Below are 13,819 nucleotides of genomic sequence, written 5' to 3' on the forward strand. Positions count from 1 at the left end.
ACCTCATTGCATCCATGTGTCGTCCAGTTCTGCGCTCATCACGATGGCATCCTCACGACCGTCCAGCGCCGGGTAATAGCGTGGGCGCCGCCCTATCGGCTGAAAGCCGGTGCGCTCGTACAACGCACGCGCGGCCACGTTGGACGGCCTGACTTCGAGAAACATGCGTGCCGCACCATGGTTCATCGCCTCGCGGCCAAGGTGAGCGAGCAGTCGCCGACCGAGCCCGTGGCACTGATATTCGCGTGCCACGCTGAGATTCAGCAAATGGGCCTCGTCGAGCACGCACATCATGACCGCGTAGCCCGCCATCGAACGCCCCTGCCACATGACGCGGCAGCAGTAGCCGGCGCTCAGGGAGTCGGCGAAATTGACGCGCGTCCATGGGAAATCGAACAGCGTGCGCTCGATACGCGCCACCTCGTCGAGGTCTTCGTCGCGCATCGGCGCGAACGACGTAACCGTACCGAAGCTGACGCCCGCCGCCGCCATCAAGCGCGGCCTCCCGCGGCCAGTCGTTCGGCCGTGGTCTGCGCCACCTTGTCGCGCACGTACAGCGGCGCCGCCAGCGCTGCATCGACGGACAAGCCCGCGGCCAGCCGGATCGCCCCGAGCCGGGCGATATCGCGCGCATGCACCGCGGCGGTGGCATCGATCGAGGCAAGCTCCGCCGTCCACGCCAGTTGAGCAAGCGGCGCCAGTGCGAAACCGCTGCCGCAACCGTTCCAGTGCGCCGGGCCATCCGGCGGTGGCGGCAGGCTGTCGGGTGGTCCGACCCGGATGTCGGTGCGCGCCTCGACCTGCCCGCCCCGCACCTCGCAGGCCACGCTATAGACCTCGCTCATGCGCGCATCGACGCAACACAGATGCAGCCCGTCACCCCGTCCCAGCGCGAGCGCATCGAGCGTCGGCACCGACACCAGCGGCAGCCCGGCGCCGAGCGCCAGTCCTTGCGCCACCGACACGGCCAGCCGCAAGCCGGTGAAACTGCCCGGGCCGGCGCTGAATGCGATCGCATCGAGCTGGTTCAGCGTCAGGCCTGCCTCGTCCAGCAGTTCGCCCACCCAGCCGAGGATGAACTGCGCGTGCGTGCCCGGTGTTCCGCCCTCCCTCGACAACATGCGGTCATCGAGGCGCAGCGCGACGGAGGCGATTTCAGCGGACGTTTCGAGAGCAAGCAGCTTCATGCAGTGCAGCAACTGGGGGCAAAGGCGAATTGTAGGGGCTTCTGTTGCCTGCGGCGCGGGCGGATACTTCAAGTTCGCCGCGGGTACCGCCGTTACACATGACTGTGCCCCAGAGTCCGGAGTCCGTCACACCTCATGTTCCTGCCGACCGAAGTCCTCGACAAGATGCGCGTGGTCATCGCCGACGCGAATCAGGTCGTGCGTACCTGGGTGCGCACGCAGCTGTCGCAGGCGGGCGTCAAGCACGTGGGCATGGCCGGCAGCTCGGCCGACCTGCTGCGGCAATGCTCGGCAGCTACGCCCGACGTCGTGCTGTGTGACTACAACTTCGGTGAGAAGCAGGACGGATTGCGGGTGCTCGAAGAATTGCGACTGAACGACATCCTGCCGCTGTCCTCCGTCTTCATGATCGTGACCGGAGAGCGCGTCCGCAAGCGCGTCGTCGCGGCCGCAGAATTTGCCCCCGACGACTACCTGCTCAAGCCCTTCACGTCCGGTCAGCTCGGCGAACGTCTGGTCAAGGCGGTCGAAAAGAAGCACGCGCTGAAGTCGATCTACGAACAGATGGCGGCGCGCAATCTCGAAGCACTGATAGAAGAGTGCGACAAGGTGCTCGCCAATCAGCCACGCTACTCGATGGACGCGCTGCGCATCCGGGCCGAAGCCTTGATCGCCCTGGGTCGCCTCGACGAAGCCACCGAGATCTACAAGGCGGTGATGGCCCGCAACACCGTGCCCTGGGCGCGCATCGGTTATGCGATGGTGCTGCGCGAACGTGGCGACGTGGCGGAAGCCGCACGCCACGCGGCCGAGATCAACGAGGAATTTCCCGAGTTCATGGGCGTGTACGACTTCCTCGGCGAACTGCACGAACGCAATGGCGAACTCGAACAGGCGCGTACCTATTACGAGCGCGCTGACTCGATCGCGCCGGACAATCTCCGCCGGCTGCGCAGCATCGGCGAGATCTGTCTCGAGTCCGGTGAAGTCGAGCGCGCGGCAAGCGTGATGCGCCGCGTGGTCGAGCGGACCGAGGGGACGTCACTGGCCAGCGCCGAGGACCATCTGACGCTGATCAAGAGCCTGATCGAACTGCCCGACGCGGCTGAGGAACTGAATGCCCGCTTCGAAACGATGCGCGGTCTGCTCGGCGGCAGCGAAACGGCGGCAGTGCTGTCGGACGTGGTCGAGGCGCGCATGCTGTCGCAGCGCGGCGACGAGGGCGGCGCGCGCGAAGCGATCAACCGTGCGCTGCAGACGCACGCGCGCCTCAGCAAACCGGACACGCTGGCGACCAGCGAACTGGCCGAAGCCTGTTTCGCCACCAACAACGAGGAAGCCGCAGCCGGTCTGGTCGACAAGATCGAAGCCGCCGGCGGTACGGTATCGAACCGCCTGAAACGCCAGAACGCGCGCTCGGCCCGCGAGCGGGCTCAGGCGGCCGCGGCAAATCTGGCCGAGGAAAGCGCAGCCGGCCCCGACCTCGACCACGTCGACGCCGAACTGGCTCGACTGGCCGAACTGATCAGACAGCTCGACCCGCACTGGGACGACGCTTTGGCCGAGGACGCGCGCAATATCCTGATCGACGTGTTCACGCTCGCCCCGCGCGAGCGTCGCGTGATCGACGCGCACATCCAGTACAACCGCGTTGCGCAGAAGCACGGCTACGACCGGCACAAGCCGACCGCCCGCGCCGTCTGATCGCGCCTCAGGCGTGCAGCAATCCGTGCAGCGGCGGCGTCGTCGCCAAGGCGGCAACCGGGCTTACACCGAGCCAGTCGCGCGCGATCGATGCATAGACCGACCTGAAGTCGACCGCCGGCACGAAGGCACCGCGTGCATCGAGCGCATCGAAGCTCAATGCGCGGCCATGCAGTCCGCCGACGACGCGACCGCCGGTGAGCAGCTGGATGCCGGCATTGCCGTGGTCGGTGCCGGCGCTCAGATTTTCGTGCGCCAGTCGCCCGAACTCGCTGCGCGTGAGGACCAGCGTATCGCGCCAGCGCCCCATCGCGCTCAGTGCGCTGCGCAGCGCCGTCATAGACGCGGCGAGCGAAGCCAGCAAAGGGGCGTGGGCCGAAGGCTGGTTCTCGTGCGTATCGAAGCCATCGAGGGCCACCCGCACCACCGCAGCATCCGAGCCCGACAGCAGTTCGGCGCAGGCCTGCGCCAGGGCGCATCCGAGCACGTCCTGCGGAAAGCCGAAGCGCCCGGCAACATTCTCCGGATACTCGTCGGCCAGTCGGCGGCACCGCGGCAAGCCGTGTACAGGTCCCGGCAGGTCGGACGACACCGTCAAGGCCTGCGTCGCCGCGTGGCGGACGCCGTCATGCAGCGACAGGCAGCGCGCCAGCCAGCCGGTCTGCAGCGGCGCGTCTTCGAGCAGGGCGCTGTCGAGAATTTCGGTCGCACGATGGTGCGACACGCTGCCGCCGGTACAGCCCACGCCCTGCACCAGCGCAAGCTCGCCGGCATCCCACAACGGCATCAGCGGACGCAGTGACGGATGCAGGGCCTGACCCGGTGCGATCGGCAGCACCGTGCGCCGGTCGAGTGCAATGGTCGGACGGGCGCGGTAGTAGGCGGGGTCGGCGTGCGGTGCCAGCGTATTCAGCGCGTCGTTGCCGCCGACCAGATCGATCAGGAACAGAAGTCGTGGAGCGGGCGCAGGTTCGCTTGCGCGAAGTTCGCTGGCCAGCGCCAGCGAGGCGCTTCCGGCGGTCAGCAGAAAATGCCTACGGTCCATTCAGGCTCCCGAAAACAAAAGACCTGCCCCTGGGGGCAGGTCGCAATGCCGCTGCGCGGCAACCCACGGAGAGGAGGTGTGGGCCGAAAACTGCTGTAGCGGACAACGGGCGAAACTGGGAAAAGCGAAGCGGGAGGCCGAAGCCGGTCACGGCCGAGGTGCGTCGCGGTAGAGCTCGCGGGCCGCATCGCGGATGTCGCGTCGCAACTGGCGACGTTCTTCAGGCGTCATCCGGTTTCCGCGCTGGTCGCCGAAGTCGAGACGCCGGACCGGGCTGGCTTCCTCGTCGAAACGGCGCATCGGCTGCAGCGTCGCCCCCGCCGGAATCACGCGCTCGAAGCGCTGCGGCTCGACGAAATCCCGACGCGCGCCCGCTTCACCGGGGCCTGCCAATGCCGGTGCCGATGCGAACAACACCGCACCCACACAGGACCCGGCAAGGATGCCGTACAGTCGCGAGCCGGCAAGGTCAGCACACTTCATCCGATTACGCTCCTCAAATCGCTACTGTTCAACAGTCTCCAGAAGGCCGGCCGCACCAGCCATCTGCGCACCGTCGCCCGGATTGTAGAGGTAGCGACTGGAGCGGTGTAGCGCGTACTGCAGCAGCAGGTGCGAATCCGCAACACTGTCGCCAGCCGTCTCCGGTCTGTCGATCGCGGGCGCGGCTGCCTGAACGGCCGGCCCCACCCCTTCCGACGGCGTCTGTACAGCTGGCACAACCGCTGCCATGACGAAAGCCGGTACAGCGCAAAGCACTGCCATGCCCATCAGTCTGCGTTTGCTCACCCCGTTGTCCCCCTGAAGCCCTGCGTCGATTACCTTGGACTCCATGCTGTGCAGCGGCTGTAAGCCTTATGTGTGGCGGCGGCAGGGCTTTGTAAGCGCGGGTAACGACCTTCTCGATGCGTTACATCCGCTCACGGCGCAATTGAATTGCGCCAATGCGCTCGGGTAGCATCGGTCCATGGAAGAAAAAAAACGCAAGATACTCGTCGTCGATGACGACGCCCGCCTGCGCGCGCTGCTCGAACGCTACCTCGGCGAACAGGGCTTCACGGTCAAGGCGGTAGCCGACAGCACGCAGATGGACCGCGCGCTGGCCCGCGAGCTTTACGACCTGATGGTGCTCGACCTGATGCTGCCGGGCGAGGACGGACTGGCCATCTGCCGACGGCTGCGCGCTCAGGACAACACGATTCCGGTGGTCATGCTGACCGCCAAGGGTGACGAGGTCGATCGCATCGTCGGCCTCGAAATGGGCGCCGACGACTACCTGCCCAAGCCCTTCAACCCGCGGGAACTGGTCGCCCGCATCAACGCGGTACTGCGCCGTCAGGCGCCGAAACCGCCGCCGGGCGCGCCGACTCTGGACGAACGTGTGGTGCGCTTCGGCCAGGTCGAGGTCAATCTGGCCGCACGTACGCTCACCCGCAACGGACAGGAGCAGGTGCTGACGACGGGCGAGTTCTCGCTGCTGCGCGTACTGCTCGAATCGCCGCGCGTGCCGCTGTCGCGCGACAAGCTGATGGAACTGGCGCGCGGCCGTGAGTACGACGCCTTCGACCGCTCGATCGACGTGCAGATGTCGCGTCTGCGCAAGCTGGTCGAGGACGATCCGGCCAAGCCGCGCTATCTGCAGACGGTATGGGGCTTCGGTTACGTGTTCGTGCCTGACGGCACCCGCCATGGCTGACGCCCGCCCCGGGCACGCGCCGAAGTGGTAAAGCGGGCACGTCGGCGCGGCAGCCTGACGCGCTGGACCGGACAGAATCTGAGTCGCCCGCTGCGTCGCTTCACGTTGCTGCCGCGTTCGCTGCTTGCGCGCACCTTCCTGCTGCTGGCCGGTCTGCTCACCGCGTCGGTGCTGGCCTGGTCCGGCATCTACAGCTGGCTTGAACAGGGGCCGCGCGCTCAGCAGGCGGCGCAGATCGTCATCAGCGTGATCAACCTGACCCGCGCCTCGCTGGTCAGCGCCGATCCGCAGCGCCGGCTCGAACTGCTCACCGAACTGTCGATGCGCGAGGGCCTGCGCATCTATCCCGACGGCGACATTCCAGGCTTCCAGCCGGTGAAGGGCGACAGCACGCTGCTCGCCATCGAACAGGAACTGCGCAAGCGGCTCGATCCGCGCACGCGCATCGTCGTCACCAAGGGTCTGCAGAGCGGACTGTTCGTCAGCTTCAGCATTGCCGACGAAGAAGGCGTTGACGACTACTGGCTCATGCTGCCGCGCAACCGCATCGAACGCCCGCTGGCGCTGGAGGTGATCGGCTGGGGCACGGCTGCCCTGCTGCTCGCGCTGGGCGGCGCCTATCTGATCGTGCAGCGGGTAACGCGGCCGCTGGCGGCGATGAAGCGCGCCGCACGGGCCATCGGGCGCGGCGAGCGCCCTGCCCCGCTGGCCGAATGCGGCGCCGAGGAATTGGCCGAAGTGGCGCACGCCTTCAACCAGATGGCGGACGACATCGCCCGCAACGAGGACGAGCGCGCACTGATCCTGGCCGGCATCTCACACGATCTGCGCACGCCGCTGACCCGTCTGCGGCTCGACATGGAACTGGCGGGGCTGGACCCCGAAACCGTGCGCGACATGAGCGCCGACATCGACGACATGGACAAGATCATCGGCCAGTTCCTCGATTTCGCGCGCATCACCACCGGCGAGGAGCCGATCGACGGCGATCTGGCCAGTCTGGTGCTGGAAGCGGCGCAAGCCTACGCGCGCCACGACAAGCCGGTCAGTACCGGCCACATCGATCCGCTGCCGGCAATGCGCTTTCGCCCGCTGGCGATCCGCCGCTGCCTGAACAACCTGATCGACAATGCGCTGCGCCACGCCGGCGAAGACCAGCCGATAGAGCTGAACTGCAGTCTGGATGGCAACGAGGTCAGGATAGACGTGAGCGACCGCGGACCAGGTATTCCGCCTGAGCATGTCGAGCGGCTGAAGCGCCCGTTCACCCGGCTCGACAACGCTCGCACCGGCCAGAGCGGCGCCGGGCTGGGGCTGGCCATCGTTGAGCGCACGATGCGCGCGCACGGCGGGCGCTTCGACCTGCTGCAGCGCGAGGGCGGCGGGCTGATCGCCCGCCTGACCCTGCCGGTGACGGCAAACGCGGCAAGCGCGAAAAGCTAGTGCTTCGTCGCTTCTGCCGCCTCGGCGGTCGCCGGCGCGTCGGCCGCCCCGCGCGCTGCGGTGCGGTCGAGCAGGATGCGCAGGTGGCCGAGCGACAGCAGTTGCGCATAGACCAGACCCATCCAGCCGCGACGGAACAGATCGACGGCTGCTGCAGCCGACAGCGCCTGCAGCTTGGCTTCGTCGATCACCCACAGGCCATCGAGGCGGAACTTGCGACCGTCGTTGAGCTCGGCCATCGCGCTCATCTCGTTGAGCAGACCGAGCTGCTCGACCTCGCGGCAGAACTCGGCGGTACGCTGCGCTTCGTTCTGATAGCCCTGCACGAAGGCGAGCGCATTCTTCAGGAATTCGGTTTCGGCGCCGTTCTCGTCGAACAGGCGTTCGCCTTCTTCCGTATTGAAGCCGGGGAACTTGTCATCCATGCAAACGAGCAGCTTGTCCGGCGCGTTGTTGTCCTGCACCGCGACGAAGGGATAGCGGCGGACGAAAGCGGGTACGTAGCGAGCATCCCATTTGCCCTCCGGCGTGACGTAGAGGTTTTCGGCATCGCGCAGGCCAAGCAGCGCCACCGGCACCAGACCGCCGGGCAGGCGGGCGAACACGATGGGGTATTCGCGGGCGACGTCGCCGAACTCGACCAGGGCCAGCGGCACGCAATTGGTTTCCGCCGCGAACTTCAGGTTGTCCTGGGGCTTCAGGCGCAGGTCGCGGTGGGTGTCGCGGTTCAGCACGACCACGTTGTCGTAGAAAAGCAGGGTCTTCATGGCAATCCTCGGTTCGGCTCGGTTCAGGTAAGCGACGCGCAGCGCCGCGATTCTATGCCGGCAGCGATGACGTCCCTGCGAAAAACGACCGCCGTCCACGCGATGTAGCTGTCCCGCAACGCGATAAAATCACGCCTCGACGCAGAAACGCCACGCCATGACCCAGACTGCCACCACCTTCTACGAACACATCGGCGGCGAGCCGACCATCCGTCGTCTCGTCGACCGCTTCTACGAACTGATGGACACGCTGCCGGAAGCCTACGGCATCCGCAAGCTGCATCCGGCCGACCTGTCGGGCTCCAACCAGAAACTGTTCATGTACCTGTCGGGCTGGCTCGGCGGTCCGCAGCTGTTCGTACAGGCCTACGGCCATCCGCGCCTGCGCGCCCGTCACCTGCCCTTCACGATCGGCGAAGCCGAGCGCGACCAGTGGCTCATGTGCATGCGCATGGCGATGGACGAAGTGCTGCCGCCGGACGAAGCCAACGCCCAGTTGCTGAGTGCAATCGAGGACCTCGCCGACCACATGCGCAATCGCGAGGGCTGAGATCGTCAGCCCAGGTCGCGCGTGACCGACTGCAGGCGCAACCGGCGCGCGTGGGCGTGCCGGGCGTGCAGTCGGGGATCGGACGCAACGATGCTCACCGTTTCGCCGATCACCATCACGACGCCCAGCACCGGCAGCACCAGCAGCAGACCGGCGACGCCGGCCACCGCGCCGCCGACGAAAATCATCAGTACCGTCACCAGCGGATGCATCTTCAGGCTGCGGCCTATGGTCAGCGGCATGAACACGAAATCGTCGAGCAGACGGACGCAGACGAACAGACCGACCGCCGCATAGGCGACCGACGGCGAGCCCGGAAAATCGGTCGCCGCCACCATCACCACTACCGCGCAGCCAAGTATCGAGCCGACATAAGGCACCCAGGCCAGCACTGCGGTGATCAGCCCCAGCATCAGCGGCGACGACAGCCCGATCAGCCACAGGCCGGCGGCCAGACAGGCGGCGTCGAGCACGGTGAGCTTGATCAGACCCTGGAAGTAGGCACGCGTGGTGCGGTCGACCTCATACAGCAGGTGCAGCGTGCGCTCGAAGAAGGCGTTCGGCACCGCACGTGCGAGGAAACGCTGGAAGCGCCGGCCGTCGCGCAGGAAGAAGTAGGCGAGGAAGGGCGCCAGCAGGAAGGACGGTAGCCAGGCGGCGATGCCCAGCATCAGCGCCGGCAGACGCTCCTGTGCGAAGCCCTCTCCCGCCGCGGCGATGTGCGAGGACACCGCATCGGCCACGTGCGCGTCGCGCATGAAGCGCGAACGGGCTTCGAGCGCTCGCAGCGTGTCGTCGAGCAGGGCCAGTCCACCCTGCAGGTAGCGCTGGCCGGTGTCCTGCACACTGACCGCGTGCGCGGCGAACCAGGGCAGCACGAGCACGAAGCAGACGACCAGCAGCAGCGCAAACACGCCGACCGTGATATTGGCCGCCGCCGCCTGCGAAAAGCCGGCGAACATCAGCCGCTGCATCGGCGGGTAGAGGAAGTAGTAGGCGATCAGCCCGAACAGGAAGGGCAGCACCAGCCACAGCACATGCTGGAAAAGATAGAGCGCCAGCGTGGTGGCCAGCAGGATGCCGCACCACGCCACGGGTCCGGCGCCCGAGGGCTGCAGCCGCCTCACAGATGGCCTTCCTGGCGGGCGCCGGCATTGGCCTGACGCAGCCGGCCGCCGAGATGCCGGGCCAGCGCCAGCGCGATCTTGGAAGCGATCTTGGGATGGGTTTCCAGCAAGCTCATGAAATCGGCGCGGAAGAACACCACCAGCCGGCAGTCGCTATGCGCCCTCGCCTGTGCCGCCCGCGGCGCCTGATCGAGCAGCGCCAGTTCACCGAACACCTCGCCGCTGCCGAGCAGCGCCAGCCGCTGCTGGCGGCTGCCGTCGGCACGCAGGATTTCGACCTCGCCCTCGACCACGGCATAGATCGCCTGTCCTTCGTCGCCCTCATCGAACACGATTTCGCCGGCCAGATAATGGCGTTCGTGCCGCAGGGCCTGCACCACCTTCAGTTCGCGTGCGGTCAGCGACGCGAAGAGCTTGATCTGGCGCAGCGGCTGCAGCGCTGCGCGGTCGTCGTCGCGGCCGAAAAGACGCACTTATGGGCTCCTGGCGTAGGTGGGCAGTCAGCGCGCAAGCATACCGGCTTTCCGCTGGCGCTTTCGCCACGGCACACGGAATTCCCCCTATCCTTGCCGGTCACAGGCGCGATCGCCACAACAAGAACAGACCATGACATCCCGACTGCTGCGCTGGATCGATCTGAACATCCTGTCCCTCGGGCGCGAGATGCGCCTCTCCTACCTGCCGCCACTGATGGTCTATATGGCAGCCGGCATCCAGGGCCTGACCGGCATCGTCGGCACCTTCTTCGTCAAGGACTACCTGGGGCTGTCGGCCGAATTCCTGGCCATGCTGGGCTTCTGGGTCGGCATTCCGTGGGCGCTGAAGATGCCGATGGGTCATCTGGTTGATCTGCTGTGGCGCTTCAAGAGCCTGCTCATCTATCTCGGCGCCGGCCTGATCGCCGCCAGCCTGCTCATCATGGCCGGGCTGATCGCCGAGCGCGAGGCGATGGCGGCGGTGCTGCCGGTCAATACCTGGTTCGTCATCAGCGCGCTGCTGAGTCCGATCGGCTACGTGCTGCAGGACGCGGTGGCCGATGCGATGACGGTGGAAGCCGTACCGCACATCGACGAGAACGGCGCGCCGGTGCCGCCGGCCAGACTGAAGCTGATGCACACCACGATGCAGACGCTGGGCCGTGTGGCCATCATCGGCGGCAGCGTGCTGGTGGCGCTGATCAATCTTTACGTGTTCGCCGGCACCGAGAAGCTGCCGGAGGCGCAGAAGGTACTGATCTACCGCGACGTCTACCTGATGGCACTGACCATTCCCGCCATTTCCGTCGCCGGCGTGGCCTTCGCCGCCTGGCTCAAGCGCGGCGCCATCGCGGCCCACATGGCGCGCGGCTTGTCGCGCGCCGAGGCCGCCGCGCTGCTGCGCGACCCCGACAGCCACACCGATCCGAACTGGTGGATCCTCGGCGGCAGTCTGGTGTTCGTCGTGTTCACGCTGGGCATGGGTCTGTCCGACCTCAAGTGGAACCAGGAAATCATCTTCGTCGGTTCCTTCACCATCATCGCCTTCCTGATGACCCGGCTCACCCGCGAGCTTGACGCCAGTGCGCGCAATACGCTGATCGGCACCGCGCTGGTCATCTTCATGTTCCGCGCCACGCCCGGCACCGGCCCCGGCGTGTCGTGGTGGACCATAGACGTGCTCGGCTTCGATCAGGCCTTCTTTTCGGTGCTGTCGCTGATCGGCTCGACGCTGACGCTGATCGGCATGTTCATGTTCCGCCGCTTCATGGCCGAGCGCTCGATCACCTATGTGGTCGGCTGGCTTACCGCGGCAGGTTTCATCCTGTCGATGCCGACGCTGGGCATGAGTCTGGGCCTGCACGAATGGACGGCCCGCATGACCGGCGGCGTGGTCGACGCACGCTTCATCGCGGTGATCGATACGGCGCTGGAATCGCCGCTGGGGCAGATTTCGATGATTCCGATGCTGGCCTGGATCGCCAATTCGGCGCCGGCCCATCTGAAAGCGACCTTCTTCGCGGTGATGGCCTCCTTCACCAATCTGGCGCTGTCGGCCAGCCAGCTCGGCACCAAATATCTGAACCAGATCTACGTGCTGTCGCGCGAAGTGAAGGACCCGGCCACGGGCGCCGTGATGACCGCCGCCAACTACAGCGACCTGACGCCCTTGCTGCTGACCGTGGTTGGCATTGCCGTGCTGATGCCGGTCAGCGCCATCCTGGTTGCGCGCTGGCTTGGTTTGCGCAGTGCGTGATCGGCAGGTGGAGCCAGCGTTTCACAGGAGCGAGCTTGCTCGCGACTGCAACCTGAATCGAGGCCGGCGGCCTGCGCCTGCCGTATCGCGACCAGAGGTCGCTCCCACAAGAGCTGCTCCCGCCCGTCATCGGAGCGGGTTCTTGTGGGAGCGAGCTTGCTCGCGATTGCCGCCCGAATCGAAGCCGGCGGCCAACGATCGCGCAGTCGCGGTCAGAGGACCGCTCCCACGGGGTTCCCGGCGTCAGCCTTCCAGCCAGCGCTCGACCAGCCGCGTCCAGTAGGCGACGCCCAGCGGAATGATGCCGTCGTTGAAGTCGTAACGCGGGTTGTGCAGCATGCAGCCGCCGCCTTCGGCGTGCGCCGGGTCGGAGCCCGCGTCCGGTCCACCACCGTTGCCCAGCCAGACGTAGCAGCCGGGCTTCTCCTGCAGCATGTAGGCGAAGTCCTCGGCACCCATGCTGGGCGGGTAGTTCGTATGCACACTGCCGTCGCCGAACACTTCCCGCGCGACCGTCGCGCAGAAGGCGGCCTCGCTTTCGCTGTTGAGGGTCGGCGGGTAACCCCGACGGTAGGTCGCCGAGGCGGTGACGCCGTGCGCCGACGCCACGCCCTGCACCACGCGCGCGATGCCGGCTTCCAGCTGGTCACGCACTTCCGGCGTGAAGGCGCGCGCCGTGCCGCGCAGCGTCGCCGACTGCGGGATCACGTTGTAGGCCTCGCCGGCATTGAACTGGGTGATGCTGACCACGCCGCATTCGACCGGCGGCACATTGCGCGACACGATGGACTGCAGCGACTGCACGATGGCCGCGCCGGCGAGCACCGGGTCGGCGCCCAGATGCGGCATCGCCGCGTGTGCGCCGCGCCCGTCTATCGTGATGTCGATCGAATCGCTGCAGGCCATCGCCGGCCCGGTATGTACGGCCATCTGGCCGACCGGCAGGCCGGGCCAGTTGTGCAGGCCGAACACCGCCTGCATCGGGAAGCGCTCGAACAGCCCGTCGGCAATCATCGCCGGCGCGCCGCCCATGCCCTCCTCCGCCGGCTGGAAGATGAAGTACACGGTGCCGTCGAATCCGCGCGTCTCGGCCAGATACTCCGCCGCCGCCAGCAGCATCGCGGTATGCCCGTCGTGGCCACAGCCGTGCATGCGCCCCGGATGCGTCGAGCGATGAGCGAAGGTGTTCTGCTCGGTCATCGGCAGCGCGTCCATGTCGGCGCGCAGGCCGATTGCGCCGCGGCCCGAGCCGTTGCGCAGCACACCGACCACCCCGGTACGACCGATGCCTTCATGCACTTCGATGCCGGCCGCGCGCAAGGTGCGGGCGACCACGTCGGCGGTGCGATTTTCCTCGAAGGCCAGTTCCGGATGGGCGTGCAGGTCGCGCCGGGTCTGGGTCCAGCGCTCGACACGCGCGTCCAGCGCCTCGATCAGCGGGTGCGTGCTGCTCATTGCAATTCCTCAATATCGGAAAACATCGCCGCCTGACCGCGCAGCACGCCGTCGGCGTCGATCACGTTCCACACCGTCGCACGACTGATGCGGAACAGCGTGCCGTCGCTGCGCACGCGGATGCCGCAGTAGTCGGCGATATAGCCCTGTCGTGTCACCAGATCGAGCAGACGCGCACGTTCGTCGCGCTCAGGCGCGCGCGCCGACAGACGCGACGGCAGCGTGACGAAGGTGGCCCAGTCGTAGCCGAACAGTTGCTGCGCGAACGCATTGGCGTAGTTGAACACCGGATCGGTCTCCGTGCCGTGCGACACCAGCGCGAACGGCGCGTGATACAGCGTGTGCGGATCGGACGGCAGCAGTTGTCCGGTCACGCGGTGAAAGCTGTCGGCCAGCAATGCGCTGTGCTCGCGCAGGAAGGTGTCGTCGGGCGGTGCACTCATGGCCCAAAGATACCATCGCTCGCCGACGAGCCGGGCCGGTTCCACCGCGCGGCCGGCACCTCCCGGAGGACGACACCCCGTTCGGCAGCCTTCGGTGTGCGTAGTCCGGACGGACTATCGCTCGTCATGCGCGCGCAATGCTCGCCACGCAAGGTTGCGGCTGAAAACAC

Annotated in this window: 15 protein-coding genes; 5 read left to right on the forward strand and 10 right to left on the reverse strand. The window is 66.9% G+C overall.

The window, feature by feature from the left end:
* Positions 1 to 3: 3 nt before the first annotated feature.
* Both rimI and tsaB read right to left on the reverse strand, forming a co-directional pair.
* Positions 4 to 444 carry a ribosomal protein S18-alanine N-acetyltransferase gene (gene rimI, locus AC51BJ_RS19370; RefSeq protein ID WP_430433955.1) on the reverse strand — a complete coding sequence of 147 codons (441 nt, stop codon included), beginning with the start codon at positions 442 to 444 and terminating at the stop codon, positions 4 to 6.
* A gap of 47 nt (positions 445 to 491) precedes the next feature.
* Positions 492 to 1,187 carry a tRNA (adenosine(37)-N6)-threonylcarbamoyltransferase complex dimerization subunit type 1 TsaB gene (tsaB, locus tag AC51BJ_RS19375; protein WP_496281324.1) on the reverse strand — a complete coding sequence of 232 codons (696 nt, stop codon included), beginning with the start codon at positions 1,185 to 1,187 and terminating at the stop codon, positions 492 to 494.
* 135 nt (positions 1,188 to 1,322) lie between these two features.
* Here tsaB and AC51BJ_RS19380 point away from each other — a divergent pair, with 135 nt between their 5' ends.
* On the forward strand, positions 1,323 to 2,891 hold the full coding sequence (locus tag AC51BJ_RS19380; protein ID WP_496281325.1) for a response regulator: 1,569 nt from the start codon (positions 1,323 to 1,325) through the stop codon (positions 2,889 to 2,891).
* A 7-nt stretch (positions 2,892 to 2,898) separates the two neighbouring features.
* Here the strand turns inward: AC51BJ_RS19380 and AC51BJ_RS19385 are convergent, their stop codons facing one another.
* The 3 genes from AC51BJ_RS19385 to AC51BJ_RS19395 form a co-directional block, all read right to left on the reverse strand.
* Complete coding sequence (locus AC51BJ_RS19385; protein ID WP_496281326.1) at positions 2,899 to 3,936, reverse strand: DUF1501 domain-containing protein; 1,038 nt, start codon at positions 3,934 to 3,936, stop codon at positions 2,899 to 2,901.
* A 147-nt stretch (positions 3,937 to 4,083) separates the two neighbouring features.
* On the reverse strand, positions 4,084 to 4,419 hold the full coding sequence (locus AC51BJ_RS19390) for a hypothetical protein (RefSeq protein WP_425762031.1): 336 nt from the start codon (positions 4,417 to 4,419) through the stop codon (positions 4,084 to 4,086).
* A 21-nt stretch (positions 4,420 to 4,440) separates the two neighbouring features.
* On the reverse strand, positions 4,441 to 4,770 hold the full coding sequence (locus AC51BJ_RS19395; protein ID WP_496281327.1) for a hypothetical protein: 330 nt from the start codon (positions 4,768 to 4,770) through the stop codon (positions 4,441 to 4,443).
* A gap of 133 nt (positions 4,771 to 4,903) precedes the next feature.
* Between AC51BJ_RS19395 and ompR the strand changes: the two genes are divergently transcribed.
* Both ompR and AC51BJ_RS19405 read left to right on the forward strand, forming a co-directional pair.
* Entirely contained in the window at positions 4,904 to 5,632 is a 729-nt protein-coding gene (gene ompR / locus AC51BJ_RS19400) for an osmolarity response regulator transcription factor OmpR (protein WP_019918306.1), read from the forward strand.
* A 24-nt stretch (positions 5,633 to 5,656) separates the two neighbouring features.
* Positions 5,657 to 7,075 carry an ATP-binding protein gene (locus AC51BJ_RS19405; protein WP_496281328.1) on the forward strand — a complete coding sequence of 473 codons (1,419 nt, stop codon included), beginning with the start codon at positions 5,657 to 5,659 and terminating at the stop codon, positions 7,073 to 7,075.
* On the opposite strand, the gene AC51BJ_RS19410 is transcribed toward AC51BJ_RS19405, so the two are convergent.
* Positions 7,072 to 7,842 (reverse strand): SapC family protein, encoded by a 771-nt coding sequence (locus AC51BJ_RS19410; RefSeq protein ID WP_496281329.1) that lies wholly within the window; start codon positions 7,840 to 7,842, stop codon positions 7,072 to 7,074. The two genes, AC51BJ_RS19405 and AC51BJ_RS19410, sit on opposite strands and share 4 nt — an antisense overlap.
* A 157-nt stretch (positions 7,843 to 7,999) precedes the next feature.
* Between AC51BJ_RS19410 and AC51BJ_RS19415 the strand changes: the two genes are divergently transcribed.
* Positions 8,000 to 8,392 (forward strand): group II truncated hemoglobin, encoded by a 393-nt coding sequence (locus AC51BJ_RS19415; RefSeq protein ID WP_019918310.1) that lies wholly within the window; start codon positions 8,000 to 8,002, stop codon positions 8,390 to 8,392.
* 5 nt (positions 8,393 to 8,397) lie between these two features.
* On the opposite strand, the gene AC51BJ_RS19420 is transcribed toward AC51BJ_RS19415, so the two are convergent.
* Positions 8,398 to 9,519, reverse strand: coding sequence for an AI-2E family transporter (locus tag AC51BJ_RS19420; protein ID WP_304008958.1), 1,122 nt, complete (start codon positions 9,517 to 9,519; stop codon positions 8,398 to 8,400).
* Positions 9,516 to 9,992 (reverse strand): cyclic nucleotide-binding domain-containing protein, encoded by a 477-nt coding sequence (locus AC51BJ_RS19425; protein WP_496281330.1) that lies wholly within the window; start codon positions 9,990 to 9,992, stop codon positions 9,516 to 9,518. The genes AC51BJ_RS19420 and AC51BJ_RS19425 overlap by 4 nt, the downstream gene beginning before the upstream one ends.
* 133 nt (positions 9,993 to 10,125) lie before the next feature.
* On the opposite strand from AC51BJ_RS19425, the gene AC51BJ_RS19430 reads away from it, so the two are divergent.
* Positions 10,126 to 11,751 (forward strand): MFS transporter, encoded by a 1,626-nt coding sequence (locus tag AC51BJ_RS19430; RefSeq protein ID WP_496281331.1) that lies wholly within the window; start codon positions 10,126 to 10,128, stop codon positions 11,749 to 11,751.
* 243 nt (positions 11,752 to 11,994) lie between these two features.
* Here AC51BJ_RS19430 and AC51BJ_RS19435 read toward each other — a convergent pair whose 3' ends face one another.
* Both AC51BJ_RS19435 and AC51BJ_RS19440 read right to left on the reverse strand, forming a co-directional pair.
* On the reverse strand, positions 11,995 to 13,206 hold the full coding sequence (locus AC51BJ_RS19435; protein ID WP_496281332.1) for a M20 aminoacylase family protein: 1,212 nt from the start codon (positions 13,204 to 13,206) through the stop codon (positions 11,995 to 11,997).
* On the reverse strand, positions 13,203 to 13,649 hold the full coding sequence (locus AC51BJ_RS19440) for an MEKHLA domain-containing protein (RefSeq protein ID WP_430433946.1): 447 nt from the start codon (positions 13,647 to 13,649) through the stop codon (positions 13,203 to 13,205). The genes AC51BJ_RS19435 and AC51BJ_RS19440 overlap by 4 nt, the downstream gene beginning before the upstream one ends.
* Between the last annotated feature and the right edge of the window lie 170 nt (positions 13,650 to 13,819).

It is taken from the genome of Methyloversatilis sp. S146-33, from assembly GCF_059552495.1.

Bases quoted from the DNA above. Each gene is read 5' to 3' on its own strand.
- AC51BJ_RS19395 (WP_496281327.1), bottom strand. From the start codon at position 4,770: ATGGAGTCCAAGGTAATCGACGCAGGGCTTCAGGGGGACAACGGGGTG.
- AC51BJ_RS19415 (WP_019918310.1), top strand. From the start codon at position 8,000: ATGACCCAGACTGCCACCACCTTCTACGAACACATCGGCGGCGAGCCG.
- tsaB (WP_496281324.1), bottom strand. From the start codon at position 1,187: ATGAAGCTGCTTGCTCTCGAAACGTCCGCTGAAATCGCCTCCGTCGCG.
- AC51BJ_RS19430 (WP_496281331.1), top strand. From the start codon at position 10,126: ATGACATCCCGACTGCTGCGCTGGATCGATCTGAACATCCTGTCCCTC.
- AC51BJ_RS19410 (WP_496281329.1), bottom strand. From the start codon at position 7,842: ATGAAGACCCTGCTTTTCTACGACAACGTGGTCGTGCTGAACCGCGAC.
- AC51BJ_RS19385 (WP_496281326.1), bottom strand. From the start codon at position 3,936: ATGGACCGTAGGCATTTTCTGCTGACCGCCGGAAGCGCCTCGCTGGCG.
- rimI (WP_430433955.1), bottom strand. From the start codon at position 444: ATGCGCGACGAAGACCTCGACGAGGTGGCGCGTATCGAGCGCACGCTG.
- ompR (WP_019918306.1), top strand. From the start codon at position 4,904: ATGGAAGAAAAAAAACGCAAGATACTCGTCGTCGATGACGACGCCCGC.
- AC51BJ_RS19435 (WP_496281332.1), bottom strand. From the start codon at position 13,206: ATGAGCAGCACGCACCCGCTGATCGAGGCGCTGGACGCGCGTGTCGAG.
- AC51BJ_RS19390 (WP_425762031.1), bottom strand. From the start codon at position 4,419: ATGAAGTGTGCTGACCTTGCCGGCTCGCGACTGTACGGCATCCTTGCC.
- AC51BJ_RS19380 (WP_496281325.1), top strand. From the start codon at position 1,323: ATGTTCCTGCCGACCGAAGTCCTCGACAAGATGCGCGTGGTCATCGCC.
- AC51BJ_RS19440 (WP_430433946.1), bottom strand. From the start codon at position 13,649: ATGAGTGCACCGCCCGACGACACCTTCCTGCGCGAGCACAGCGCATTG.